General features: G+C 70.8%; 16 protein-coding genes. 3 read left to right on the top strand and 13 right to left on the bottom strand.

The genetic code is table 11. The annotated features are described in order from the left end of the window. The 4 genes from DEJ43_RS37080 to DEJ43_RS37065 all read right to left on the bottom strand — a co-directional run bounded on the left by DEJ43_RS37080 (window position 1) and on the right by DEJ43_RS37065 (window position 12,137). Window positions 1–1,302, bottom strand: coding sequence for a Kelch repeat-containing protein (locus DEJ43_RS37080; RefSeq protein WP_015038599.1), 1,302 nt, complete (start codon window positions 1,300–1,302; stop codon window positions 1–3). After that, window positions 1,299–10,928: a Tc toxin subunit A-related protein gene (locus DEJ43_RS37075; RefSeq protein ID WP_015038598.1), complete on the bottom strand. Its 9,630-nt coding sequence runs from the start codon at window positions 10,926–10,928 to the stop codon at window positions 1,299–1,301. The genes DEJ43_RS37080 and DEJ43_RS37075 overlap by 4 nt, the downstream gene beginning before the upstream one ends. Window positions 10,929–11,106: 178 nt before the next feature. Continuing rightward, window positions 11,107–11,538, bottom strand: coding sequence for a subtilase-type protease inhibitor (locus DEJ43_RS37070; RefSeq protein WP_015038597.1), 432 nt, complete (start codon window positions 11,536–11,538; stop codon window positions 11,107–11,109). A 353-nt stretch (window positions 11,539–11,891) separates the two neighbouring features. Continuing rightward, the gene (locus tag DEJ43_RS37065; protein WP_145953738.1) at window positions 11,892–12,137 is read right to left on the bottom strand and encodes a hypothetical protein; all 246 of its coding nucleotides are present in this window, start codon (window positions 12,135–12,137) and stop codon (window positions 11,892–11,894) included. Window positions 12,138–12,398: 261 nt separating this feature from the next. On the opposite strand from DEJ43_RS37065, the gene DEJ43_RS37060 reads away from it, so the two are divergent. Continuing rightward, a complete protein-coding gene (locus DEJ43_RS37060) occupies window positions 12,399–12,788 on the top strand; it encodes a VOC family protein (RefSeq protein WP_041663327.1) in 390 nt (129 codons plus the stop codon). Between the two features lie 33 nt (window positions 12,789–12,821). Here the strand turns inward: DEJ43_RS37060 and DEJ43_RS37055 are convergent, their stop codons facing one another. The 8 genes from DEJ43_RS37055 to DEJ43_RS37020 all read right to left on the bottom strand — a co-directional run bounded on the left by DEJ43_RS37055 (window position 12,822) and on the right by DEJ43_RS37020 (window position 20,890). Then, window positions 12,822–13,442 (bottom strand): hypothetical protein, encoded by a 621-nt coding sequence (locus tag DEJ43_RS37055; protein ID WP_015038594.1) that lies wholly within the window; start codon window positions 13,440–13,442, stop codon window positions 12,822–12,824. A 132-nt stretch (window positions 13,443–13,574) separates the two neighbouring features. Then, a complete protein-coding gene (locus DEJ43_RS37050; RefSeq protein WP_015038593.1) occupies window positions 13,575–13,850 on the bottom strand; it encodes a helix-turn-helix domain-containing protein in 276 nt (91 codons plus the stop codon). Then, window positions 13,850–14,341: a DUF2975 domain-containing protein gene (locus DEJ43_RS37045; RefSeq protein WP_041663325.1), complete on the bottom strand. Its 492-nt coding sequence runs from the start codon at window positions 14,339–14,341 to the stop codon at window positions 13,850–13,852. The genes DEJ43_RS37050 and DEJ43_RS37045 overlap by 1 nt, the downstream gene beginning before the upstream one ends. 81 nt (window positions 14,342–14,422) lie before the next feature. After that, window positions 14,423–14,959 carry an AAA family ATPase gene (locus tag DEJ43_RS37040; protein WP_015038591.1) on the bottom strand — a complete coding sequence of 179 codons (537 nt, stop codon included), beginning with the start codon at window positions 14,957–14,959 and terminating at the stop codon, window positions 14,423–14,425. Between the two features lie 72 nt (window positions 14,960–15,031). Next, the gene (locus DEJ43_RS37035; protein ID WP_015038590.1) at window positions 15,032–15,640 is read right to left on the bottom strand and encodes a type 1 glutamine amidotransferase family protein; all 609 of its coding nucleotides are present in this window, start codon (window positions 15,638–15,640) and stop codon (window positions 15,032–15,034) included. A gap of 173 nt (window positions 15,641–15,813) precedes the next feature. Next, on the bottom strand, window positions 15,814–17,448 hold the full coding sequence (locus DEJ43_RS37030; RefSeq protein ID WP_041663324.1) for a HEAT repeat domain-containing protein: 1,635 nt from the start codon (window positions 17,446–17,448) through the stop codon (window positions 15,814–15,816). Between the two features lie 123 nt (window positions 17,449–17,571). Beyond that, entirely contained in the window at window positions 17,572–18,150 is a 579-nt protein-coding gene (locus tag DEJ43_RS37025; RefSeq protein ID WP_015038588.1) for a GNAT family N-acetyltransferase, read from the bottom strand. A gap of 91 nt (window positions 18,151–18,241) precedes the next feature. Then, on the bottom strand, window positions 18,242–20,890 hold the full coding sequence (locus tag DEJ43_RS37020; RefSeq protein WP_158506282.1) for a DUF7507 domain-containing protein: 2,649 nt from the start codon (window positions 20,888–20,890) through the stop codon (window positions 18,242–18,244). A gap of 634 nt (window positions 20,891–21,524) precedes the next feature. Here DEJ43_RS37020 and DEJ43_RS37015 point away from each other — a divergent pair. Next, a complete protein-coding gene (locus DEJ43_RS37015; RefSeq protein ID WP_041663322.1) occupies window positions 21,525–22,181 on the top strand; it encodes a hypothetical protein in 657 nt (218 codons plus the stop codon). 44 nt (window positions 22,182–22,225) lie between these two features. Here DEJ43_RS37015 and DEJ43_RS37010 read toward each other — a convergent pair whose 3' ends face one another. Then, window positions 22,226–23,167: an aldo/keto reductase gene (locus tag DEJ43_RS37010; RefSeq protein ID WP_041663320.1), complete on the bottom strand. Its 942-nt coding sequence runs from the start codon at window positions 23,165–23,167 to the stop codon at window positions 22,226–22,228. Between the two features lie 656 nt (window positions 23,168–23,823). On the opposite strand from DEJ43_RS37010, the gene DEJ43_RS37005 reads away from it, so the two are divergent. Next, a complete protein-coding gene (locus tag DEJ43_RS37005) occupies window positions 23,824–24,699 on the top strand; it encodes a sporulation protein (RefSeq protein ID WP_041663317.1) in 876 nt (291 codons plus the stop codon). Window positions 24,700–24,718: the final 19 nt, after the last annotated feature.

Raw genomic sequence — 24,718 nt, 5'->3', positions numbered from 1 at the left:
TTACGGCGTGTAGAGCTCGGCGGTGGCGGTGACCTGGTCCTCGCCGGGCAGCGGGGCCGCCGGGCCGGACTCGTCCAGGCCTCCCATGACGAGCACGCGGCCGTCGGCGAGGCCGATCGCGGCGGGTGCCCAACGGCCGCGCAGCATGGGGAACTCCGCGGACCAGGTGCGGGTGGCGGCGTCGTAGAGCGTGGCGTTGGGGTAGCCGACGGCCATCGAGGCGTCGTCGGTGCCGCCGGCGACGAGGACGTCGCCGGTGGCGAGTCGGACGGCCCGGTGGTGACTGCGGCCCCAGGGCAGCTGTCCGTCGGCGGTCCAGCGGTCCGTGGCGGGGTCGTAGCGTTCCGTGGTCCACTGGCTGTAGGGGTCGTAGGTCCAGTCGTCGTTGACGAACCCGCGCATGTCACCGCCGGTGACCAGGACCGCGTTTCCCGGGAGCAGGGTCGCCTGGTGGCTCTTGCGGGCGGTGGCGAGTCCGGCGGTGGGCGTCCAGCCGTCCGCCGCGGGGTCGTACAGCTCGCAGTGGGCGAGGGCGGTGTGGCTACCGCGACCCACCGCGAGGATCCCGCCGACCATGAGGACGCGGCCGTCGTCGAAGCGGAGGGCGGGGTGTCCGAAACGGGCGTCGGTCATCGGCCGGACCGGCGTCCAGGTGCCGGCGACCGGGTCGTACGCCTCCGCCGACCGCAGGGTGCGGTGGGAGTCGGCCGAGCGGACGGCGGCGCCGCCCGCGACCAGGACGCGGCCGTCGGGCAGGAGGGTCGCCGAGTGGGAGAAGCGCGCCTCGCGGAGCCGCCCGGTGCCGGTCCAGGAGTCGGTGGCCGGGTCGTACACCTCGCACGAGTCGAGGCCGGTGGCGGGGACGGGTCCCGGCGGCTCTCCGATGCCGCCGGCCACCAGGACCCGGCCGTCGGCCAGCAGGGTGGTGGAGTGCAGCCGTCGCCCGGTGCCCAGGGCCCCGGCGGAGGACCACGTGCCCTCGGCCGGGTCGAAGAGCGCGGTGACGTCGGTGGGGACCCGGCGCCCGTCCTCGCCGCCCGCGAGGAGCACGCGTCCGTCGGGCAGCTGGACGGCGGCCTCCGCCGGTGGGGCCCAGAAGCCGGCGAACGGCATCTCCCCGGCCGGCGACCAGTGGCCGCGCGCCGCCTGGCGCTGGGTGTCCATGACCGGGGCGGTGTCCGTGGCCAGGATGCCGCCGGCGGGCGGGGCGGTGTCCCTGGCCGGTGCGTTGCCCGTGGCCGGGGCGGTGTCCCCGGCCAGGGCAGTGAGACGGGCCGCCCGGCGGTGCGGCTCCGCGATCACGGGGTGACCGCCGGGTTCCCGGCGGGCTCGACGGCGTACTGCCAGACGAGGAGCAGGTCCTCGAAGGCGTCGGGGTTCAGGCGGCCTTCGCGGAGCAATTCGGGGGCGAGTGCCGCGATCCCGGCGGCGGGTACGGTGACCCGCCACTCCTGGTCGGTCTCCGTCACCTTTCCCTGTACTCCGTCCACGCCGGCCCGGGGCTGCCCGGCCAGGGCCGGGTCCGCCGCCAGTGTGAGGTCGCCGTGTGCGCCGCCCGGCCCGCCGAGGGTGACGGTCAGCGATCGTCCGCCCGGGTAGCAGTCGCGGTAGCGCTTGGAGCCGGGCGCGAGGTCCGTGGAGAGGACCAGGACCAGCTCGGGCCGCTTGAGCGTGGTGGTGCGGTCGTGGAAGAGGTACGGGAAGTGCCTCTTGGAGAGGGTGAAGGAGAGCGTGGCCGGGGAGCCCGCGGGGGTGGCGAGGAACCGGCTCCACTGGTCGGGGAACTCCCGGCGGGCGCTGAAGTGCCGGTACAGGCCCGTTCCGCCGCCGGTGTGCAGCCACGATCCGAGCGCCTTGTGGAGCTCCGCGACGGCGGCCGCGGCCAGGGTGGCCCCGCCGTCCCGGGCGGTGTAGCGGAACTGCATGACGACGTCGCTGATGGTCTCGTAGTCGAACTGGCGGAAGGAGTCCGGCAGCGACAGCTGCCATTCTCCGATGGCGCCCGCGCCTTCGAACGGCAGGAACCGCTCGTCGCGCAGGGTGCCGTCGAAGAGTCCGGAGTCGTCCTGTCCGGTGCTGGTCACCACCGACTGGACGGGGCCGATGTGGTCCCGGAAGCGGATGTCCCCGGGCTGGCGGCCGTGCTTGCCGCCGTTCAGCCTGGACACCAGCCGCACGCTGCTCTTGAGCAGGGTGGCGGTGAGGTTGACGCCCGTGTACGGGCCCGCGACGCAGGGGACGGTGAAGCTGACCTGCTTGAGGCGGCGCATGTAGTGGCCGGGCGTGTCGAGGTCGAACAGCGCCTCGGGGAGGGAGACGTACGCCCTGCCGGTCTCCTTGAGGCTCCGCAGTGCGCCGGGGTCGAGCTGGGCGAGCGAGATCCGCTTGGTCAGCTCCAGTTCACGGGCGTTGGCCTCGTAGTAGGCCGCGTCCATCCGGTGCAGGTCGGTGAGCAGGCGCTCTCCGGCGAGCAGTCCCTTGTGGAGGCTGTCCCAGTGGCCGAAGGAGACGAAGTCGGTCTCCTCGGTGCCCAGTTCGTGGCGCAGGGCCCGTTCGGCGCGCTTGGCCACGTCGTAGGCGAGCTGGTACGCCTGGAAGTAGCTGGTGCCGAGCTGGCCGGCCATCCAGTCGTAGAGCTCCTGGTTGGTGTACTTGCCGCGCAGCAGCACGTCGGCGTCGTGGGAGTTGGTCATCAGGCGTACGTGGCTGTCGACCTCCTTCTGCGCGGCGCTCCGGTGGGACTTGGCGGCCTTGATCTGCGCGGCGAACTGCTTGGCCTCCTTGCCGGCCTGCTTCTTCTGGAACCGCCATTCCTCCAGGCGGTGGTCGTATCCGCCGACCGTCGCGGACTGCTGGGCCTGGGAGGCGTCGGCGCTGAGGTAGCCGATGATGCCGTGGGCCATGCCGATCATCGCGTCGGAGAGGTTGTTGCCGCCGAACGTGGCGCCCACCGAGGTCGGGGCGCCGATCTTGAGCTCCGGGATCAGCGACAGGTAGCTCGCCAGGGTGTTGATGGTGGCGGAGACCTTCTGCAGCTCGACGGACTGGGCGCTCAGGTCGGCGGCCGTCTGCTCCTTGGGGTTCATCCGGTTCTTGGCCTTGCCCGCGTAGTAGAGCTCCTTGTCCTTGGCGATGGCCTGGGACGCCTCCAGCGCCTTGATGGCGCGTCCGGCCTCCTCCAGCTGCTTCCTGCGGACCTGGAGCGCCGCGTCGAGGGCGGTGTACTCGTGGGTGGACCGAAGGCGTGCGAGCTCTTCGGCGTCGCGCTTCTCCAGGGCGGCGAGCAGCGCCCCGCCGAAGCTCTGGACCTGCTGGGCGAACTCCTTGGCCTTGGCGAGCATGGTGGCGAACCGGTAGTGCGGCACGGGGGCGTTGAGGTCGGACAGGACGGTCGAGAGGTCGAGGCCGGACGAGGCCGCGCGGGCGAGCAGGCCGGGGTCGATCTCCGCCCCGAAGAGGGACGTCGGGCGGGCGACGCCGTCGATGTTCTGCCCGTGGCGGATCTTGTACAGCCGGTCGTCGACGGTGTCCCAGTATCCGAGGAGTTTCTCGTTGCGGGGGATGCCGAAGTAGCCGAGCCAGCGGATGCCGACGCCGGGCACGATGGCCTGTGGCGCGTGCCGGGGTGCGGGGATCAGGCTCTCGGTGGCGGCGACTTCGGGCGCGGCGGGCTGGTCGTCCAGCTGCCGGAAGCTGAGTACGGGCGCGGGCCGCTGCGGCGTGACCTCCTCCGGTCGTCGGCCGAGGAGTTCGGCGGCCAGGATGTACAGCTGGGTGGCCTCGTTGACCGCCTCCAGGGTGTCCTGACGGAACAGCTGGTCGCCCCAGGCGATGAGGTTGTCCAGGTACTTCATCACCACGGCCTTCTGGTAGGCGGTGGTCCGCAGCCGCGCGACGACGTCCGGCTGGAAGGGGTGCCGCAGCCAGGCGTCCACCTTGGCGGCCTCCGTGGTGTTCCCTTCGGCGAGTCGCCGCAGGATCTCCTCGATGCGCTGCTGCTGGTAGCCGTCCGGGGCTTCGGGGTCCGTGGAGGTCTCGTAGAACGGCTTGGTTCGCCAGTAGCGGGCGGGCCCGGTCTCGGTGGAGCGGTCGGTGGGGTCGAAGATGCGGTGGAACCACCGCTGGGCCTCGGTGAAACGCTGGTTGGTGGAGAGCCGGCCGGCCATGAGCAGGGGGGCGTGGAAGAAGAGTTCCCAGTTGTAGACGGCGTAGGGGGCGGCGGCGGCGAAGGTGATGTCCTCCACCGGGTAGTGGGGCGCGCCCGCGTGGAGCGGATCGGGTGAGTAGCGCTGCTCGAAGCTCTCGTGCGGTGCGAGCACTTCGGGTTTGAGCTGGAGGGCGCGGTCGTACAGGGCGTCGAGGCCGCGGAAGTCCAACTGCGCCTTGAGCAGCTCGACGTACGGGTGGTAGAAGCTCGCGAACTGGTACCTCCAGGGCTCGCCGCTGCGGTGCGGTTCCACCAGGTAGGAGCGCTCGCTGTCGGTGAAGAGCCACACCTTGCGCTGCGGTGGCAGGTCCTTCTGGAACGAGGTGACCACGTGGTAGGGGAGGGAGAGCGGGGTGCTCTTGAAGATCTCCGCGTCGAGGTGGAAGGTCCTCGCGCGCTCGTTGTTCCGGTGCTGCCGCTCGACCCAGGTGTTGTTGAGGACCTTCAGGTTCGCTGGTGGCCGGTAGACGTACCACTGGTTGTCCCCTTCGGCCGCGGTAGCGCCGTCGGGGTCGTTCGGCGAGAGGTCCTCCGGGAGGAAGACCGAGTACCGGATGGGGTCGGTGATCATGGTGCCGCGGCGCTTGCTCAGCCTGAACCTGCCCCACGTGGTGGAGATGCGGGGGAAGAGGAGCACGGTGTCGTAGAGCGCGAACGTCGTCGTGTAGTGACACCAGACGACGGGCTCATTGCTGTAGTGATCCGTTCCGGGAATGAAGAGGTACGGATCCTTCGTGGCCGGGTCGAGGAAGGGCAGGCTGACCGTATGCGGTCGGAAGCGCGGGTTCAGCGGGGGCAGACTGGTGGTCAGCATCTCGTTCGAAACCCGCTTGGCGGTCCACTGACCGTTGCGGTACTCGCTCCAGTTGAGCTGGATCTGCCAGTACTTCGGGCTGTTCTTGAGCTTGTTGTCCTCCGTCCCGTCGGGCAGTGACTTGATCTCCTGGCTCTCGCCGGCGGGGATGAACGTCGGCCAGAAGGCGAACAGGTGCCTGTCCCACATGCCGAGGGACAGGGCCTCGCCGTCGATGTCGAGGTTCATCTTCTGCCACGGCGTCCAGTACAGCCGGTTCACCCAGGTGCGGTAGTAGTGCGCTCGGGGGGCGGACTCGGTGCGGGCCATCACGTGGACGGTCTCTCCGCTGAAGTCGGTCGGTGGCACGTCGGGGTCGTGCTGGACGTACAGCCCGCTCGGCTGGAGCCGGGCGACGTCCGCGAGTTGCTCCAGATAGCCGAGCAGCGCTCCGCGCGCCGTCTCGTCGTTCAGGTCCTTCTGCGTGAGGTCCGTCTCCAGCTGCCCGAAGAACGGCGACTTGTCGGCCCGCAGTTCCGGCTCGAAGTAGTTCTCCGGGTACAGGAAGATCTTCTGGTTGGCCTCCCACAGCCGGTAGCGCTTCATCCACTCCCACTGCTCCCAGAGGTCGGAGTCGGAGGTCCTGACCTGCGGTTCGAGGTTCAGGAGGCAGCGCTGGACGAAGAGCTGGATGCTGTACGCGGCCTGTGCGACGCGGGTGGTCAGCTGGCCGGCGCCCATCTCCACGTCGAGCAGGAAGTGGTCGTGCAGCCCGTTCGCGTCCCGCCACAGCGGGGTGGCGCCGTCGAGGGCCGGGTGGGCCACGAGGTACGCCACCAGGGCGGCGCGTCCGCGCTCGCGCAGCGCGTCCTGCATGGGGCCGGCGACCGCGAGCCAGTCGGCGGCGGTGTGCCGGGCCCGGGCGGCGCCCCACGCGGCCTGGGCGGCCTCGGGGGTGAACTCGGCGCGCAGCCACAGGTTGGCGCGCTCGGCGGAGACACCGAGCCGGCCGTACATCGCGACGCCGCGCCGCAGCCGGTGGAGGTTGGTGAGGCTGAGGAACCGCTCGGCGGTGTTGATCTGGTAGTTCCGGGCGACCATGTTGACGTCGAGGAACGCCCAGCCGGTGACCCGGCACAGCTCCCGGATGATCTGGCTGTCGGAGGTTCCCGGGGTGGTGGCGAGCCGGAACACCGCCGTCAGGGTCGCGATTCCGCCGGGCACGGCGTCGCGGAGCCGGGCCAGGGCGATCAGCGCGGAGAGCCGCAGGACGGGCACGTGCGAGGGCGGGGTGGGCGGGGCGGTGGGCAGGGAGGCGAGGTCGAGCCACTGGCCGACGGCCGCGTACCGGAAGACGAAGGGCAGTTCGTCGGCGCCGAAGCGGAGGGTCTTCAGGACGAGGGCGACCCGGTGGACGAGTTCGAGCGCGGTGAACTGGGGACCGAAACCGGCTCGGCCGATCACGACCGCGGGATCGCTGCCGGTGAATGCCGTGTCGAGGAACTCCTCGAACACCGGCTTTCCGCCCGTGCCCGGCAGCCAGGTGCCGAGGAGCGCTTCGGCGATGGCGGGGTCGAGACCGGCTGCGCGGCCGATCTGCTGGACGACGGCCTCCTTGCCGAGGCTACGGCGCAGATGCGGGGCGAGCCGCTCCAGTACGAGGTGGAAGCGGTCGGCGGGGAGGGTGTCCGGCGCGTTGAACAGGGTTGCCGCGTCGGCGGCGGCGAGGAAGGTGTTTCCGGCCTCCGGAGCCGCCTCCTGGGCGGTGACGAGGCTTTCGACCGCCGTCACGAGGTCCGTGTCCGCTCCCGGCGCCTGCTTCAGGAGGCGCACCTCGGCGTCGCTGAGATAGCCGCGCGATCGCAGTGCCTGGGCGGTGACGTCGTGGAAGACCTTCCCGGACAGCGCCTGGGGGACGGCGTACCCGGCGGGCAGGGCGGTGAGGCGCGCCGCGAACACGGGGATGCGCAGGGCCTTCATCCGGGCGGTGACGAGCCGGCGCGGCCCCTGGTACAGCGCCTCGACGGCGGTCCGGAAGGCGGCGCCGTCCGGGCCGGCGGGGGCCAGGGCGAGCAGGGTGCGCTGCTGGTCGTCGTTCATCGGGCCGGTGAACGACAGCCGCCACTCCTGGGCCGGCGCATTCGGCGGCGGATCGGGGGTGCCGGGCTGCCCCGGTGCTGCTTCCGACGGTTCCGCCGGCTCGAAGCGCACCGGCAGATCGGGGGGCAGGGACACTCCGGCGGGCAGGGCGGCCAGCGGGGCCGTGTACACGACCGTCCCCAGAAGAGTGGACACCGCCTCCTGGACGAGGGGGGCGTCCCAGCCCATGAGGGCCAGGTTCCTCCGGGTCAGCTCCCCCCGGTCGTCGGCGGTTCCCCGGGTCTGCTGCTGGACGGTCTGGAGCGCGGTGCGCAGCGCGGTGAGCGCGGAGACGAGAGCGGCGTCGTCGGGGAGGGGTCCGTCGAGCGGGGGCCTGCGCGCGTCGAGCACGGCCTCGATGTCGACCGCGTGGAAGCCCGCGCCGCTGAAGGTCTCCATGAGGTCGACGAAGCGCCCGAGCACGTCCATCGCGGAGGCGGCGGGCAGCAGCGGCGGCCCGGCCGCCGCCTCCGTCCCCGGGTGCCGCATCCGGTCGCCTCCCGCGGGTTCCGTCTCGGCGAAGGGGGACGTGGTGGCGGAAGCGGAGGTTGAGGGTGAGGGCGATGCGGGAGCAGATGAAGGAGAGGCTGATGAAGGTGAGGCTGTGGCTGCCAGATGGGACCAGGGGTTCGCGCTGCTGCGTGGCGCCAGCCGCAGCAGGTCGGCAACGGACAGAGAGAGGGTGCGGGCCAGGGTCACCACGCAGCTGAGGACCGTCAGGTTCACCAGGTTGAGGGACTTGCTCCGCAGCGGGGTGTGGGGCCCGGTCACGAGCTCGGCCAGCTCGGCGTCGGTGACCTGGAGGGCGGCGAGCAGCGCGGCCGTCACGGCGGGGGTCTCCAGGCTGCCGATGACCTTCAGCTCGCTGCGGTCCGCGTTCAGCTCGAACGGGCTCGGGGTGCCGGGCTGCGGGCTGACCACCGCCGGGTCCAGGAACAGCCGGTCGTACAGCGGCGGCTGCTCGTCGGAGGGGTAGCGGTGGGTGTCCAGGGGTCGGCAGAAGCCGAGGAGGCGGTCCGCCGGCAGTTCCAGCCGGGCGCTCATGGCACGGACGGCGGCGATGGACCGCAGGGTGAGCGCGTCGAGACGGCCGTCGTTGCCCGCACCCTGGATCAGGCGGTCGAGCTCGCGCGGTTCCACGCCGAGTGCGTGCTGGAGGCGGACGAAGCGATGCAGGCGTTCCAGTACGGAGGCGTCGAGGCCGGAGAGGGTCATCCTGCTGGTGTCGCTCGGGAACCGTCCGTCGGGAACGAACCGCACGACCCCGCCCGGGTCGACGAAGCGGGTCTCCAGGACGGCCGCGAGTTCGGTGAAGCGGAGGCCTGCGGTGTCCAGGAGCGGGCGGACGTGGGTCATGGCGTCCGTCAGGGCCGCGTCGGTGGTCGTGGCGGGCCGTCCGTAGAACTCCGCGAGGGTACGCGGCGGGGTGAGCGTCTCCCCGGCGATGATCTGCTGCGACACCTTGGAGAGGCCGAGCCGGGCCGCCGTGAGGAGCCGGTCGAAGTCGGTGGGATGCGTCGCGTCGTAACAGAGGTCGAGGACGAGGGCCTCGCGGGTGACTCCGAGCCGGCCGAGGTAGGTGGTGGTCTGCTCGCCCCAGAGGTCGAAGGGCAGCTGCCAGGGGTGGACGGCGGTGCGGAGCTTGTCGTACGCGCCGGTGTTGACGTGCTGGGGCTGCACGCGCAGTTCGTCCGGGCCGCCGCGGCTCTGGCGTTCGGCGGCGGGGACCGCGGTCTCCGGGGAGACGGCGGATTCGAGCACCTCGTTGACGAGGTCGACGTACGGGAGGGCGAACTCGGTATTCTCCTTGCTGAGTTCGACGTCCCACAGGTCGCGCCTGCGGCCGTGGAGCACCTCGGCCACCGGGCCGCAGCGGGACTCCCCCGTCCGCTCGCCCCCGCCGAGCCGACGCAGGTAGTACAGCAGGTCCACGAGGTAGGCCGGCTGGCTGTACACCGAGCGGCTCTCCTCGACCGGCGCGTAGTCCGCCGAGCCGAACAGCTCCTCCCAGTCGGGGACCAGCGTGGTCTGCGGCTGGATCGCGGGGAGCCAGGGCACGTCGAACTGTCCGGCGGTGCGCAGATCGGCGACCAGGTTGACCGCCTCGGCGTGCACCTGGGTGGCTCGCGCATGGATGGCGCGGGCCTCGGTCTCGTCGACGTCGCCGGACACCTTGCGGGCGAAGTCCGATACTCCGATTCCCGCGACGGCGTAGGACGAGTGGAAGCCGTGGTCCCGTAGCGCCTGCATCGCCTCGAAACGGGGGGCGATCTTGAACGTCCGCTGCAGCACGGCCAGTTCGCGGCGCTCCTCCTCGTCCGGGACGGTGGTCGCGTCGACGCGGGTGGCCGTCAGGTCGAAGTCGGGATTGGCGGACAGGAACCGGGTGGCGGGGGCCTCGGCGTGCTCGGGGTGGCCGGCGAGCCGGAAGGCGAGGTGGGCGGTGGGGTACGCCTCGGCCACGCGGGCGCGGATGCCGTCGGCGTACTCCCGTAGGGCATCGGGGCTCGGTCCCTCGACGTCCGCGTCCCGCGGTGGGCCGGCGGCCCGGGGGGTGTGCGGGGGCTGTGCTGGGCCGGTGGGCTGCGCGAACCATGCTGCGGCCTCGTACTCCTGCCCCGGCTGCGGTACGGGCTCCGGTACGCCGCCGGTCTCGGCGACCAGTTCGGCCCAGCGGCCGTCCAGGCGGACGAGGTCTCGGCGGTGCGTGAACTCCCCCGTGTCGAAGCGTGCCAGGAGGGCCTTGACCAACGGAGGGTTGCTGCCGGTGAGCCGTCCGAGCTCCAGCGCCAGGTCCAACCGCTCGGCGTGACCATCGAGTTCGGCGGCAGGGCCGGCGGGGGTACCGGCTGAGCTGCCGGCGGAGGTGTCGGCCGAGCTGCCGGTGGACGTGTCGGCCGAGCTGGGGGGCGACGGGGCGACCGAGGTTCCGTCCGCGATTCCGGCCTCGATACCGGCTGACGTGCCGGCGCGGTCCAGATGGGCGGTGTACAGCCGGAGGCGGGCTTCCGGTTCGGGTACCGCCAGCGCGAAGATCCGCGCCAGCCGGGAGGGCACGACCCCGTCAGGAACCGACCGGACCACGCCCCCCGGCGTGGCCCGGTCGGTCGCTTCGGCGGCCTGAAGTTCCCGCACGCGCAAGGCCGTCATGAACTCCGCCGCCCCGTCGCCCGAGGAGATCACCCCTTCCTCGGCCGCGGCGGCCAGCGCGGCCGAGGCTTCCGAGACGCTTCGCTGGGCGAGGGCGGCCAGGTCGGCGGGGAACCCGCGGGCGAGCAGCCCGAAGTACCGCTCGGCCGAGAGGCCGGTGCTCCGCTCGTGCCTCGCGGCCTGGGCGGCATGCCCGATCTCCTGCGCGCTGTGGCCCGTTGCGCGGGAGAGGTAGGACAGCTCGTGCCCGTCCCCGTCAGCATGCTCGTCCTCGCCGATCTGCGCGAGGCCCACCCCGTCGAGGTGCGCGCCGACCGCGCTCAGCAAGCACTGATAGCGGCTCGGACCGCTTCCCGGCAGCCGCAGGTCGACCGGCTCCCCGGCCTCGGCGAGGGTCCGTACGGTCCGGGTCGTCCGCCCGTCCAGCGTCGCCGCGATCACCAGCTCCGCGGCGGCGCCCGGGAGTCGGCATTCCAGTCGGTACGCGCCCTCATCGCGGGTACGGGTCTCCCCCACCGGCTCCGTGGCACGCAGGCGTCTCGCCGAGACCAGGACCTCGGCCCCCACCACGGGCGTGCCGTCCTCGCGGAGCACTCGGCCCTGGACGGTCACGGAACGGGGGGCGGCTGCACTGGTCATGGCCTCACCTGATGACGGGGTTCATCGCCTTCTGAGCCGGCGTTCTCCGCTCGGGAGCATAGCGACGACCCCTCCCATAACACCTTGATCCAGATGTAAACCGCTCATACAGCCGAATCGGGCGCACACCGCCGTTCTCCACCCCTCGGGTGTGCGCCCGCAGCCGGGGCCGATCCGGTCAGAACGAGAAGGCCGCGCCCTCGTTCAGGGTGACGCCCATGGTGCAGGAGTTGGCGAAGGTGTACTCCCACGAGGTACGGGCGCCCTCCCACACTCCGTCCACGGTGATGGTGACGGGGTCGTAGTGCTGCGGGCACATGCGGTCCGGGTCCGGAGCGGCGAGCAGCTCGTCGAAGGCGCCGGCCTCGGAGGTGGCCTTGAGCTCGGCGCAGGCGGCCTCGGGGGCGGGGTGCGTTCCGCCGGCGGTCGGCGCGCAGCTGAGGGTGACCGCGCGCAGGACGACGGCCGAGCTCGCGTCGGCGCCCTTGCTGACGCTCAGCACGACGGCGGAGGGCGCGTAGAGGCTGTCGGTCCGGGCTTCCGCGAGGCCGGCGGTGCCGGCGAGACAGAGGAGGGCGGATGCGGAGACCGCAGCGAAACGGCGAAGCATGACGGTGTCTCACTTTCGATTCGAAGAGTTGAGGCGGCATCTACCTTCTGATCGCCACCCCGCTTGCGCTTCGGAGTGTGTACGACACGTACAGCGATCGCATCCTCGCGGTCACTATCCGGACAGGCGCACCCGCATGCCGGTGATCGAATGAATGTCCAGCAGGTCAGGGCGGCCATCGAAGGGCTCCGAGGCGGCGGCGAACCCGCCCGCTCCAGCCCCACGGCGACTGCCGGCCTGCACAAGGACGCCTCAGATTTACCGACCGGTCGTTCAGTACGACCGATTAGCGACGCTCACCGGCGCCCGTCCGAAGGAAGGGCTGCCGTGGCGACGTGGCCCCGCGAACGGCGTCACTCGCTGATCTGAGTGTGCGCCGGGCCCGAGTCGTAGCGGTCGAGGAACGCGCGCGCCGGGAGGTCGAGTGCGTGGAGTTTCGAGAACACCTCCGTGCCCACGCCCAACTCCTCGTCGTCTTCGGAGATCCGGTACGCCTGCACCATGTCGAGGACTTCGAGGTCGCCCTCCCTGGCGTACTCGGCCGACTCCCGCTCGGCCAGTTCGACGGCCTCGTCCAGGGACCGCGCCCGGAACAGCACGACACGTTCCTCGAAAGGACGGCCTTCCCAGGTCAGCCATCGGTAGAAGGTTCTGGCGCTGTACCACGCCTTCGGCTCGTGCCCCATCGCCAGTCCGCCATCCCCTCGCGCCAGGCCGTGATCATCGCAACGGAAGATCCACCTCCGCAACAGACCCTGGTACGCGGCCACACCCGCCACTAGAATTGACGGCGACATCGCGTGTCGGTCACCGGCCGGGTGAGGCATGGAGGTGTCGGGAGATGCCTTCGGAGGCATTCCTTGCCCGTCGAGCTGAACCACACGATCGTGCACGCCCGGAACAACCGGGAATCCGCGGAGTTCTTCGCGACCCTGCTGGGGCTTGAGATCACCGCGGAGTGGGGGCCGTTCGTCGCGGTCGACCTGAGCAACGGCGTCACGCTGGACTTCGCTACGGTCCCCGCGGACAGGATCACGCCCCAGCACTACGCTTTCCTCGTCTCCGAGGAGGAGTTCGACGCGGCGTACGCGCAGATCAAGCAGCGCGGTATCGAGCACTACGCCGACCCCCACCAGCGGCGACCGGGCACGATCAACCACAACGACGGGGGGCGCGGCGTGTACTTCATGGACCCGGTCGGCCACGCCATGGAGCTGATCACCGTGCCGTACGGCGGCTGGCCCTCGTAAACCCAGGGCCCCGGAGCGGATAGGGACGCCGCCTCAGGACTCGGACCGAGCGCGAGCGCGCACGTCGGTCGCGCTCCGCACACGGTCGGCCAGGTTCTCCCATGGGCGCGGGGAGACGACCGGTACGGCGGCTGTCCGGGCCTGCTCGGCGAGCCAGCGGCCGTAGAGCACGCTGACGCGTGCGCGGTGGCGCTGTGGTCCGGCTTCCGGTTCCCGGTGCAGGTAGTTGGCCGTCACCTGCTCCTCGTCGTCCTCGTGGAGGAAGACGGCACGGACCGGACCGCCGGGCCTCACCAGTCCGGGTAGGACGTAGTCCCCTTCCAGGACGACGGGGGTGTCGGTGCCCACGTGGTTGGCCACCACCGCCTCGATCGCCGGCGCCAGCGCCTCGGCGACCGCGATCTGCCGCTCGACCACCGATTCGGGTGCCTGGCGGGCGGCCTCCGGATGGGTGCGCCAGAAGTGGACCGCGGGGAGGTGTTCGGGCAGTGTCACCGCGAGGAGGGCTTCCACGATGTCGTCGACCTCCACGACGGGGACGCCGTACCGGCGCGCCAGCGTCCGGGCGACACCCGTCTTCCCCATCCCTGACGCCCCTCCGACCACGAGCACACGCCAGTCGGGGTACTCCCGCACCTCATCCGAACCGTTCACCCGGGCAGCGTAGCCGGAGCCCCACCGCCGCCTCGCGGGGCGCCACCTGAAGGTTCACGCCGCCCGTGCGCGGGCCCGTGGCCGCCCGTGCACAGGTGCGTGGCCGCCCGAGCGCGGTCCCGTGAGCCCCCGTCATCCGCCCGCGGCCCCCTCAGCCGCCCCGGCGGCCTCGACCACCTCAGCGTCCTCGGCGGCCGCGCTCGTCTCGGCTTCCCAGCGCAGCAGGTCGCCCGGCTGGCACTCCAGCACCTCGCAGAGCGCGGCGAGCGTGGCGAATCGGACGGCCTTGGCGCGGCCGTTCTTGAGTACGGCCAGGTTGGCGGGTGTGATTCCCACGCGCTCCGCGAGCTCGCCCACGGACATCTTGCGCCGGGCCAGCATCACGTCGATGTCGACGACGATCGGCATCAGATGACCTCGTCCAGCTCGGCCTGCATCTGGGCGGCTTCGGCGTCGCGCGCGACGGCCTGGGCCAGGAGCATGCGCAGCACGAACACGATCAGCGCGACGCCCAGGATGGCCACGCCGATGCCGGCCATGATGACGGATACGCCCGGATCTTCCCGCTGGCCCGGGGCGTTGATGGCCGTGACCACGAACCACATGAGGGACACCGACACGATCGAGCCGATCACGATGTCCACGTACCGGAAGGCCTTGTGGGAGAACACCGTGCCGCGGCGCACCATCGTCACCAGCCGCCACACGGAGACCAGGGCCGCCTGCGCCGCCACCATCCCGAGGACCACGATCACGCGCAGCGGGGTCAGCGGAAGCGACCCGTCCTCGGGGTCGCTTCCGCTGACCAACAACCACAGCATCGAGACCTGTACGAACACGGTGCCCGCGAGCACCACTGCGAGCACGGCGCGCAGGGCCTGCACTGCCAGCTTTCCCATGACCCACCCTTCCATCGACTTACGATGGGAATCTATCGAATTTCGATAGGGCGGGCAAGCGTAGGGGACGCCGATGGCCGGCTACGGGAGGGGCCGTCCCTCGAGTGCCTCCGCGATCTGCTGGGCAGCCTCGGCGGGGGTGAGGTGGGTGGTGTCGACGACCTCCGCCTCGGCGTGCAGCCACGTGCGGGCCGCCGCGGCGTAGGGCTCGACGTACTGGAGTCGGAACGGGGAATTGGGGCCGGTGACGGTGTCGCCCGCGATGCGCTTGCGGAGGGTGTCCTGGTCGGCGTGGAGGACGAAGTGCCGGACCGGAATGTCGTGCTGGGCAAGGCCCGAGCTGATCTCGCGCCAGTACTGCTCGACGAGGACGGTCATCGGCATCACCAGGGTTCCGCCGGTGTAGTCGAGGACGCGTCGGGCCGTCTCGACGACGAGCGGTCGCCATGGCGGCCAGTGCTGGAAGTTGGTCGTCGTGGGCAGTCCCGGCGTGATGTCCATGAGCGTCTCGCCGACTTTCTCGGCGTCGAACACCCGGGAGTCCGGGATCAGTTGCTGGACGAGCGCGCTCGTCGTCGTCTTGCCTGCGCCGTGCGTGCCATTGAGCCATACGATCATGGACTCGACGCTAGCGTCGTGCGGGCCACGGAACAGTCGGAGCGGGAAATCCGGTGCGGTCGACCGGCGTCGTCAGCGCAGGGCGGCTTCGCCCGCCCGGACCGCGCGGATCACGCGCTCGACGGTCTCCCGCTGTTCGCCCACGGGAGCCACGTACTCGAAGGCGGCCCGTACGGCCTCTTCACCGAGAGTCTTCATGATCACCCAGGCGGCGAGGTACTGCGAGGCCAGGCACCCGCCGGCCGTCGCGATGTTGCCTTCGGCGTGGAACGCCGCGTCCAGGACGGTCACGTCACACGCCTCCACCCAGGGCCGGGTGGTCAGATCGGTGCATGCGGGCATCGTCCCGAGCAGCCCCAGCTTGGCGAGGACCAGGGCGCCGGAGCACTGCGACCCGATCAGCTGGCGTGACGGATCCAGCGGCAGCGCGGCGAGCAGGCGGTCGTCGGCGACGACGTCCCGCGTCTTGATCCCACTGCCGATCAGCACGACGTCCGCCTCGGTGACGAACTCCAGCGGGCGCTGCCCCGACACCTCGACGCCGTTCATCGACCTGACCACGGGCGTCGGGGTCGTGATCCAGGCCTCCAGGCCGGATCGGCGGCAGCGGTTGATGATCCCGGAGGCGATGAAGCTGTCGAGCTCGTTGAACCCGTCGAACGTGACTACGGCTACCTGCATGGACGACTCCACTTGGCTACGGGCGGGCGGGTTGGCTACGGGCGGGCGGTCAGTCTTGCAGTGCGTCGCCTCAGGGACACGGGCCAATCGGTGGGCAGTGGCATCCCGCCCACCCCTCTCGGGGGGCCGGTTCCGCACGTACTCCCCGTTCGTGCCCGTCCGCCGCAACGCCGTCAGGCCTGGCAGCCGTACGCCGCGGCCACCTCCGACAGCCCCTCCTGGCCTCCGTCCGTGACGCCGCCTTCGCCTCCGCGGGCGATCAGGAGCACCCGGGCCGGCACCCCGGCCGTCGCGTACGCGGCGAGGCGGTGATGGCCGTCCAGTACCGCGCCGACCAGCCACCGCTCCTCCTGCCGGGCCTCCACGTACCTGTCGTCGATCCAGCCGAGGACCACCGCGGCGGGCCGCTCCCCCGCGGCGATGGCGTCCGCGTGCCGGGCGACGGTCGCCGGGTCGAGCGTGTCCGGCGGCTGCGACGGCAGGACAGCGCCGTACATGAAGGGCACACGGCCGCCCGGAACGGGCGCGGTGAGCTGGAAGTGCGCGACGCCGGGCCAGTGGTCCTCGGGGCGGTCGTCGCGCCATTCGGTTTCCTCACCGTCCGCGTCCGACAGGGCCACCGCACGTCGGTACCACCAAGACGCGGCGGGCTTGGTCACCTGTTCCAGCGGGAGGTCGAGCAGCAGGGCCGTGTAGTGGCCGGTCTCCAGCTCTCCGAGGACCGGGCTCCATTCGGTGAGCAGCTCGGTGTCGAGCCGGTTCAGGTCGGCCAGCCTTCCGCGCATCCGGGCCGCGATCCGGGGCGCCTCCTCCGCCGGCCAGTCCAGCAGCCTCAGGCTCAACTCGCACGTGTCGCAGACCGAGCCGACCCGGTACAGCGGTGTTCCGTCCATGGCCAGGGACCGGTCCCAGCGCGGCCAGGAGGAGCCGGGCGACGGCGGGTCGAAGGCGATCCGGATCCGGCCCGCACCGCCGTCCACGGAGAACCGGGCCCGCCCGCCGGACTCGACGACGACGTCCCGCACCGTCGCGGCCCCGCGCTCGGTGCGCCCCTCGGCCCAGGCGGCGCGCACGGCTGCCGCGTACGAGGCCGCGTTCACCCATTCAGGCAGGAGCGGGTCACGTCCTGTGAGCCGCACGAGCGCGTGGTGAACGTCGTACACCCGCTCCTCGTCACTCTCCTCCAGCCATCGAAGCAGATGCGGTACGGCAGCGGGGTCCCCCATCAGTTCCAGGGCGACGGCGCACGAGGTGTGGTCGGTGCCGGACACCTCGGTCAGAAGCTCGGCGATCGGCACCGTCCACTCGCGGGCGCCGAGGCGGCCCAGCGCGAGCGCGACGCGGCAGCGCGGGGCGGCGGGGTCGGCGAGAAGGGCACCGAGGCTCGGTGCGAAGGACGGGTCGCCGGAGAGTCCCACGGCGTCGACGAGGTGGCGGCTGAGGGTGCCGCCGGCATCGACCCCGTCGGGTGCCCAGGCCACCTCCGCGTACGTGCGCAGCAGTTCGGCCGGCAGCCGCAGCCGGCGTCTCACCGCCGTCCACAGCAGGTCCTTGCGGTCGTCGGTGGTGAGCTCCGGCCGGGCCAGCAGTCGCAGCAGCACCGCGTCGCCGGGCTCGCCGAGGCTCCGGAGGAGCTCGCTGAGATACGGGCGGAAGGCGGCCGGGCACGTCTCGGACCGGTACAGCTCCTCGACCGCCTCGGCGAGAGGGCCGGGCGGGTCGGTGTTCAGCGCGTACAGCGCGGTCCACGGGTCGTCGGCGCCCAGGGCGGCGCGGAGGCTTGCGTGGATGGTGTCGTGATCCCCCATACGGCCAGTATCGGCCACGGAGGGGGCGGGAGGGTGAGCGGGGGCGGAGGGGACGGGAGGGTGAGCGGGGGCGGAGGCCAGGGGCGACACGGGGACCCGCTCAAGGCCGCTCCGCGGCAGCGGTCAGTCGTGCCGCCGGAAGTCGAGCATGCAGAAGACCTTGTCGTAGCGCCGCTCGCCGACGGCGACGAAGTCGGGCAGGCGGCCGTACTCCGTGAAGCCCAGCGACCGGTAGAGGTGCAGGGCGCCGGTGTTGTCGCCGCGGGCGTCCAGGGTGAGGACCTCGATGCCGGCCTTCCGGGCGTCCGCGATCAGGGCGGCGGTCAGCGCGCGGCCCACCCCGCGGCCGTGGACGGCGGCGTCCACCGCGACCTTCTCCAGATCGGCGTGGGGTCGATGGGTCGGGCGGGCGTAGCGGAGCCAGTAACCCAGTCCGACGAGCCGGCGTTCGACGAAGGCGAAACGGAGGGCCGCGTCCCCCGCCCGCGCCGCTGACACGACATGCGCGAGAAGGTCCGCCACCTCGTCCGGCGAGGGCGGTTTCACCCAGCCGAGCGCGGCACCGCCGTCGACCAGGTCGGCCAGGATCCGGTGGGCCGACTCCGCGAGCCGGCCTTGGAGCTCCGGATCGGCGGCCAATTCCACGGCGTCGAGGATGACGTACTCCGTGGTCGAACCGCCGCTGATCTTGGCTGATTTCATACCGACAGCCTAGCCAGCGGGAGGAGAGGCCCCGCAGCGGCGCGGGAGCGCGGAGTGCGGGGCCTCGGAGCGTACGGAAGGCCGGCAGCCGTCAGTACCGCTCGATCCTGTTGGCGTTGATGTCGTCCAGGATCCCGATGATCCTGCTGTAGCGCTGCGCGGTGCCGGGGTTCACCGGGAGGAGCAGCGTGTCCTGTGCGTAGATCGCGGCATCACGGACGTTGTGCAGGCCCAGGGCCTGGGCGGTCCGCGAGACGATGGCCGTTCCGGCGTTGATGCGCCGGGTGGCGAGGTTGAAGTAGACGGCCATCAGCTGCTTGCCCAGCACGCTCTTGGGCGCGGTGCTGCCGCCGAAGGCCGCGGTGACCTCGGCGGTGGACAGGGCACCGCTCCGGTCGGTGTCGTACCGCTGGTCGGTGGCCTGTACGCGGGCCAGGAACTCGGCGGTCCACAGCTCCGGGTGGTTCTTCCAGAAGCCCTGGGAGAGGGGGTCGCGGCTGGGCGGGACGACGGTGATGGTGGTGGTGGCGGAGTCCGTGACGGGCGCGAAGGTGCACGCCCCTCCGGCGTTCTTGTAGCTGACGGACACGGTGTCGGTGTACGTGGTGCCGGCCAGGGCCAGGAGCGTCGGCCGCGCGGTGAAGACGATCTGCCGGTCGCCGGAGTGGGCCGGGAGGTTGCCGACGTTCCAGACGAGGGTCCGGGTGCCGTCGTTGTTGAGGGTCACGGAACTCGGCTTGGGGCCGGCGCCGAGGTCCAGGGCGTGGCTGTAGTACACGCCCGCCGGAAGGGTGTCGGTGAGGGTGACGCTGGATGCGGCGCCGCTCCCCGTGTTCGCGTAGGTGAGGGTGTGCGTGATGGCCTGGCCCGCGTTCACGGTGGCCGTGGCGGCCTTGTCCACGGTCAGGACCGGGGCGTGCACGGTGGTGGTGGCCCGTGCCGTGTTGTCGTCGGTGTAGGGGTCGGGCACGCCTTCGGTGTCGGTTCCGGTGACCGTGGCGCGGTTGGTGAGGACGGTGCCGTCGGCCGTGCTGCACGGTACGAGGTAGGTGAAGGCGGGCGTGACGGTGGCGGTGGCGCCGTTGGCCAGGTCGGCGAGCGAGCGGTGCTGGGTGCTGCCGTCCGGCAGGGTGTCGTCGACGTGGAGGGCGGTGGCGGTACCGGGGCCGAGGTCGGTCACGGTGGTCGTGTAGTGCACCGTGTCCCCGCCGGTGGCGTCGGCCTCGTCGGCGGACTTGGCGATCTTGAGGTCGGCCTGCTGGAACATGGCGCGGACCGTCTCCTCGGTCAGCTCCGGCAGGATGGGCCGGTCTCCGTCGGCGAAGAAATCGGCGTTGAGGCGGGGGTTGTACTGGATGTTCGCCCAGTCGTCGAAGCCGCCCAGGCTCTGGCCGGGGCTGGCCTTGCTGCATCCGCCGTCGTCAGGGCCGATGGACTGGATGTAGTTGATGTCGGCCGGGATGCCGGATTCCTTGTCTCCGCCGGTTCCGTTCCAGTCGATGGGGCCGTTCGTGGCGGGGGCGACGCGCAGCTTGCCGGCGACTCCGTAGACGGTGTTGCGCGCGGGTGAAGGCGTCCCGCGTACGCCGTTGTTCTCGTTGAGGCTCGTCTCGTTGAGCACGGTGGCCGGGGTCGTACCGAGGGCCGTGCCCCGGGCCGCGCTGGAATAGTCCAGCGGCCTATCGGGGTCTTTGCCCGCGAACTGCAGCGTGTAGTTCATCACGCTGAGGTAGTTCGGTTTGCAGTTGACAGCATCGTTGCCACCGTGTGCCAGGCTCAGTGTGTGTCCGAGCTCGTGCATGAAGGTGGCGGCTTCGGAATTCTTGCGATGGCCGATATCGGCGAGGGTCGAGGGACTCCAGGTATCCAGCGTCACGATGAAATCGTTGCCGCCCTGGGGGCCCACCGATGTCCACTCGGAACTGCCGGACGCCGTGGACGCTTTGGGCGGAGTGGAGGTATCGAAGAAAGTGATGGCGAAGATCATGTAGCGGAACGCCTGGCGTTTCGCATTCAGAATGTTCGCGCAGTTGAGGCTGGCTCTGTCGGCGGCCGTGCCGAAGAAACCGTCGCAAGGGCTCGTCGGGCTCCCGCTCTTCAGGTCGTTGAAGTCGTCCGCTGCTCCGGGGCCGTTCGACTTCCACATGAGGGGGTTCACGGTCGTGACGGCCTCCCCCTCCATCGCATGCAGGTTGACGCCCCGGAATTTGGTCTTCGTCGCGTCGGCCGGATCGGGGTACGAATCGACCGGGGCTTCGGCGAACGCCTTGACCACGTCGGCGAGGGCACCGGCCTGCGGCTTGGTCTCGGCCATGTAGTCCACCTCGACGAACAGGTCCTTGCGGTAGGGGACGGCCCCGTACGGCTGGTCCCCCAGGGGCAGGTCCACGTTCCCGTCACCATCGAAGTCGTAGCCCCTGCCGGCGACTTCCCAGCTGTTCATGAGGCTGTCGCCGTCGCTGTCCACGCTGTTGGCCACGTTCAGGCACGAGGGCGTGGTGATCGTGAAGTAGCCCCGGGCCGTATCCTCCCCGGTGCCCTCGCTCTCACCGGCGAGGGTGGGGACGCCCGCTCCCTGTTGACTGGTCAGACCACCGCCGGTGAACGCGCAGGTCATCAGGTCGAATTTCAGGTTCAGGTCGTTGCTGGAGCCGTTCCACCTGATGGGGTCGTCGGCGGTCAGATCGTCCTGGTCCCACAGCTCCATGTGGATGTCGACCGGGTTGTGACTGGTGTCCACGGTCGCGGTCCGGACCCAGTTGGTCCTGAAGTCGGCCCCGTGGGCGCAGCAGTAGTCGTCTTTCCCGTCGAACAGTCCTTGATGGTCGATTTCGAATTTCGGATAGTAGTCGTTTCCGCACGCCTCGCCGGCTCCCTCGTCACAGGAGATTTCGACGACCCGGTACAGACTCACGGTGATTTGCTCGGTCGCGGCGTGGGCGGAAGTCGCGCCTGCGGCGGCCGAACCCACGAGCATCAACAGAAGTGCGGCGAACAGACGCGCGCACCGACCGACCCTGGACATTCGATGGTCCTCCTCAAGGCCTCACGGCCGGATCAGTAGAGGAGCGGATGTTGGGGCGATATTTGCACCTGCCATCGGACCCGGAACGGCCAACACGCCTGCCTGCCGACACCGCTCGCAAGTGGGCTCGAACGGGCGCTCACGGTCGAGGATCACCGGATGTTCGGTCGATGCGACGTGGCGATGATCGGGGGCGGGGGCGTGCGGGGGGGGGCGCGTGGCGTGGCGTGATGTGGCGGGCGGTGCGCGTGTGGGAGGGCTGTGGCGGTGGCGACGGTGGGTGGCCGGAGCGGACGGAGGGGCCGGAGCGGACGGAGGGGCTGGCACAGTCTCGGGATACGGTTCTGCGATGCCTCGATCAGTGGAAACCGGACCAGTGTTGTCGCCCGTCACCGCGGACGACGTCGACCTTGCCGTACGGCTCGCGGTGGGAATCCTTCGGGACGCGCCCGCGGAGGGCTGGGGCCGCAAGGCCGGTTCACTGGAATGGGACTGCTGGGAGACCGCCGAGCATCTCGCCAACGACCTGTTCTACTACGCCGTACAGTTGGGGCCGCAGAGTCCGCCGCTCGACACCCATGTGCCGATCGCGTTGAACCGGAAGAGGCCGGAGGGACCCACGGTCTTCCTCTCCGCGGACCGCGACGCGGGCCCAGCTGGCCTGGTGCAGGTGCTGGAGGCGTGCGGGGCGCTGCTTGTCGCCATGGTGCGGACCACATCGCCGCAGGTCCGTGCCCACCACGCCGCTGGGGTGGCGGACCCTGAGGGCTTCGCGGCGCTGGCGTTGCAGGAGACGCTGGTCCACATGCACGATCTGGCGGAAGGCTTCGGGCTCGCCTGGGCCCCACCCGCCGCTCTCTGCTCCCGGGTGCTCACCCGCCTGTTTCCGGAGGCTCCGGACGGCACGGACCCCTGGCTCACCCTGCTGTGGGCCACCGGCAGGGGCGAACTGCCGGGGCGCCCGCGTCTCACCACGTGGCGCTCGGACAGCACACCGCGGTCGTAGCAGTGGGTAAGCCTCAGCGCCGGGCAGGCTGAGGGTGACGCGGGTCAGTTGACGTGCCCGGCGAGCCCGCCGTCGGGGACGATCTCGGCGATACGGGCAAGGTCGGCGACGGTGAGAACCAGGTCGACGGCGGCGGTGTTCTCGTCGACGCGATCGGAGTTCCGCGAGCCGGGGATGGGGACGACGTACTCCCTCTGCGCCAGCAGCCAGGCGAGGGAGAGCTGGGCAAGGGTGGCGCCCCTGCCCTCGGCCAGCTCGGTCAGCTTGCCCACGATGGCGAGGTTGGCCTCGAAGTTCTCCGGCCCCCACCAGGCCTGGCCCTGGCGGAAGTCGTCGGCGGTGTAGTGGTCGCGGGACTGCACCGCGCCGCTGAGGAAGCCGCGGGCGAGCGGGGAGTAGGCGATGAGGCCGATGCCGAGTTCCTCCAGGACGGGGAAGAGAGAGGCGGTGTCGCGGGGCGCGAAGAGCGAGTACTCGTTCTGCAGGACCGAGATCGGGTGCACGGCGTGGGCGCGGCGGATGGTGTCCTCGCCTGCGTTGGACAGACCGAGGTACCTGACCTTGCCCGCGTCGACGAACTCCCGCATCGCGCCGACGACTTCTTCGATCGGCACGCCGGGGTCAGGCGCGTGCTGGTACAGCACGTCGATAACGTCGGTGTGGAGATTGCGCAGGCTGTTGTCGACCACCTCACGGATGTGGTCGGGCTGCGAGTTGGGGCCCGTGGCCGGGGTGAGGCCGAACTTCGTCGCGATCGTGACCTCGTCGCGGATCGGGGCGAGGGCGCGACCGAGGAGCTTCTCGCCCTCGCCCCAGCCGTACATCTCCGCCGTGTCGAAGTGAGTGACACCGATCTCGTACGCGCGCCGAATCGCGGCGATCGCCCGAGCATCGTCCGAGGGACCGTAGCCGATGGCGGTCCCCATCGCGCCATAACCGATCGCCGAGGCGACCAGGCCCTGGGTTCCCAAAGTCCGCTGTTCCATGAGGCATTCCCCTACAAAGCCGAACGGTCTGGCCTCACCGTACGCCTGCCGTCTCAGCGGCCGCATCGTCGCCGCCCGTATGGTCGAGCGAGCGCCAGACCCCGTCATCACGCATACGGGAAGTTCCAGGCGAAGACCCCGTCCGAGCCGGTTCCCGAAACGGGCCGGACGTCGGCTGCCGGTCGGAGCGGGGCGTCAAGGTCCAGCGGCACTACGCCTGGACACAGGTCGCCAACGACCCTGACGGTCGCTCCGGCCACGGTGTTTGCTGCCCGCTACAACCCATGCCCGGCGAACTCGCCTTCTGCCGCTGCTCTCAGCTCGTCGAGTACCGCTGTCCGAGCTGGTGCGTCGCCGGAGGGCGCGGGCCAGTCAAGGAGACGTTCAGGCCGGCCCGGGTTCGCCAGCCTGGACGAGCACGAGGTCACCGCTGGACCCGAGCCGACGTGCCGGTGCGGTTCGCTGCCTGGTCGGAGCACTGGGGGACAGCCACCCGAATTTCTGATCAATAGGCGCGGCCTCGGGCCTTCACCTGGGCAGGGCGCCGAGGAGGACGGGCGAGAAGAGGCGCTTACGCTGGTAATGCGGCATAAAGGATCCCCGGAGCCGTCCGCCGACAAGCTCCTGACGGCCTGGCTGCGGCTACTGTGCGGATCATGGTGTTCAAACGACTGCTCGGCAGTGGAAGCGGCCGCAAGACAGACGGCATACCGCTGGAAGCCGACACACTCCTCCCGGACGAACCGGTGCGCCCCGGGGAGATCCTGCGCGGCGAGGTGGTACTGCGCGCGCTCGACCGGGACGTGCGGATCCGGACGGTCAACGCGCGCCTGGTCGCCGACGTGGCCCCCGCCGCCGTCACCAAGAGCACGACGCCGGACGGCAACACGGACACCGGCGTCACCCTCGCCCACTTCGAGGTGACGAGCCTCTTCACCATCCCGAAGGGCGAGGAACGCCGGGTGCCGCTCCGGTACCGGCTGAAGTGGGAGACCCCGGTCTCCGAGGTGCGCGGGTTGCCGCTGGCCGGGATGCGGATCGGTCTGTACACGGAGGTTGATGCCGACGGCATCGCGGACCGCACGGACGTCGACACGGTCCGCATCGAGACGACGCCCCTGCACGAGACCCTCCTCGATGCCTTCGCCGCCGCCGGATACACCTGCCACAGCGCGTGGGTCGACCCCGAGTACCTTCCGCGCACCGAGCGGCAGATCCTCTACAGCCGACAGGGGTTCCATCTCGCCGCGACCGCCGCGGACCGCCCACGGGACCTGGAACTGTACGTCCACTCCAACGCGGTCGGCGCCGAGATCTACCTCCGAAGGGCCGCCTTGTCGGAGAAGGATTGGTGGGGCAAGCCCCCGGCCCTCCGGTACGTCGCCGCCCACCACGAGATCGGCCACGAAGACTTCGAGGCCAAGACTCGGCAGTGGATCGACGACGTCGCCGCACTGCCCGATACCGCCGTCGATGACCGCGAGCGAGTCCACTACCACCTGGACAGCCCCCGATGGTGGCGCGATACCTAAACGGCACGAATCCTCCCGG

This window comes from Streptomyces venezuelae ATCC 10712 (genome assembly GCF_008639165.1).
In the GTDB taxonomy this organism is placed as follows: Bacteria; Actinomycetota; Actinomycetes; order Streptomycetales; family Streptomycetaceae; genus Streptomyces; species Streptomyces venezuelae.
This window is presented reverse-complemented; position numbering and strand designations above follow the sequence as displayed.

Coding starts and splice junctions, on each gene's coding strand:
- DEJ43_RS37075 (WP_015038598.1), bottom strand. CDS start 10,928: ATGACCAGTGCAGCCGCCCCCCGTTCCGTGACCGTCCAGGGCCGAGTG.
- DEJ43_RS37070 (WP_015038597.1), bottom strand. CDS start 11,538: ATGCTTCGCCGTTTCGCTGCGGTCTCCGCATCCGCCCTCCTCTGTCTC.
- DEJ43_RS37050 (WP_015038593.1), bottom strand. CDS start 13,850: ATGCCGATCGTCGTCGACATCGACGTGATGCTGGCCCGGCGCAAGATG.
- DEJ43_RS37045 (WP_041663325.1), bottom strand. CDS start 14,341: ATGGGAAAGCTGGCAGTGCAGGCCCTGCGCGCCGTGCTCGCAGTGGTG.
- DEJ43_RS37040 (WP_015038591.1), bottom strand. CDS start 14,959: ATGATCGTATGGCTCAATGGCACGCACGGCGCAGGCAAGACGACGACG.
- DEJ43_RS37035 (WP_015038590.1), bottom strand. CDS start 15,640: ATGCAGGTAGCCGTAGTCACGTTCGACGGGTTCAACGAGCTCGACAGC.
- DEJ43_RS37030 (WP_041663324.1), bottom strand. CDS start 17,448: ATGGGGGATCACGACACCATCCACGCAAGCCTCCGCGCCGCCCTGGGC.
- DEJ43_RS37025 (WP_015038588.1), bottom strand. CDS start 18,150: ATGAAATCAGCCAAGATCAGCGGCGGTTCGACCACGGAGTACGTCATC.
- DEJ43_RS37015 (WP_041663322.1), top strand. CDS start 21,525: ATGCCTCGATCAGTGGAAACCGGACCAGTGTTGTCGCCCGTCACCGCG.
- DEJ43_RS37010 (WP_041663320.1), bottom strand. CDS start 23,167: ATGGAACAGCGGACTTTGGGAACCCAGGGCCTGGTCGCCTCGGCGATC.
- DEJ43_RS37005 (WP_041663317.1), top strand. CDS start 23,824: ATGGTGTTCAAACGACTGCTCGGCAGTGGAAGCGGCCGCAAGACAGAC.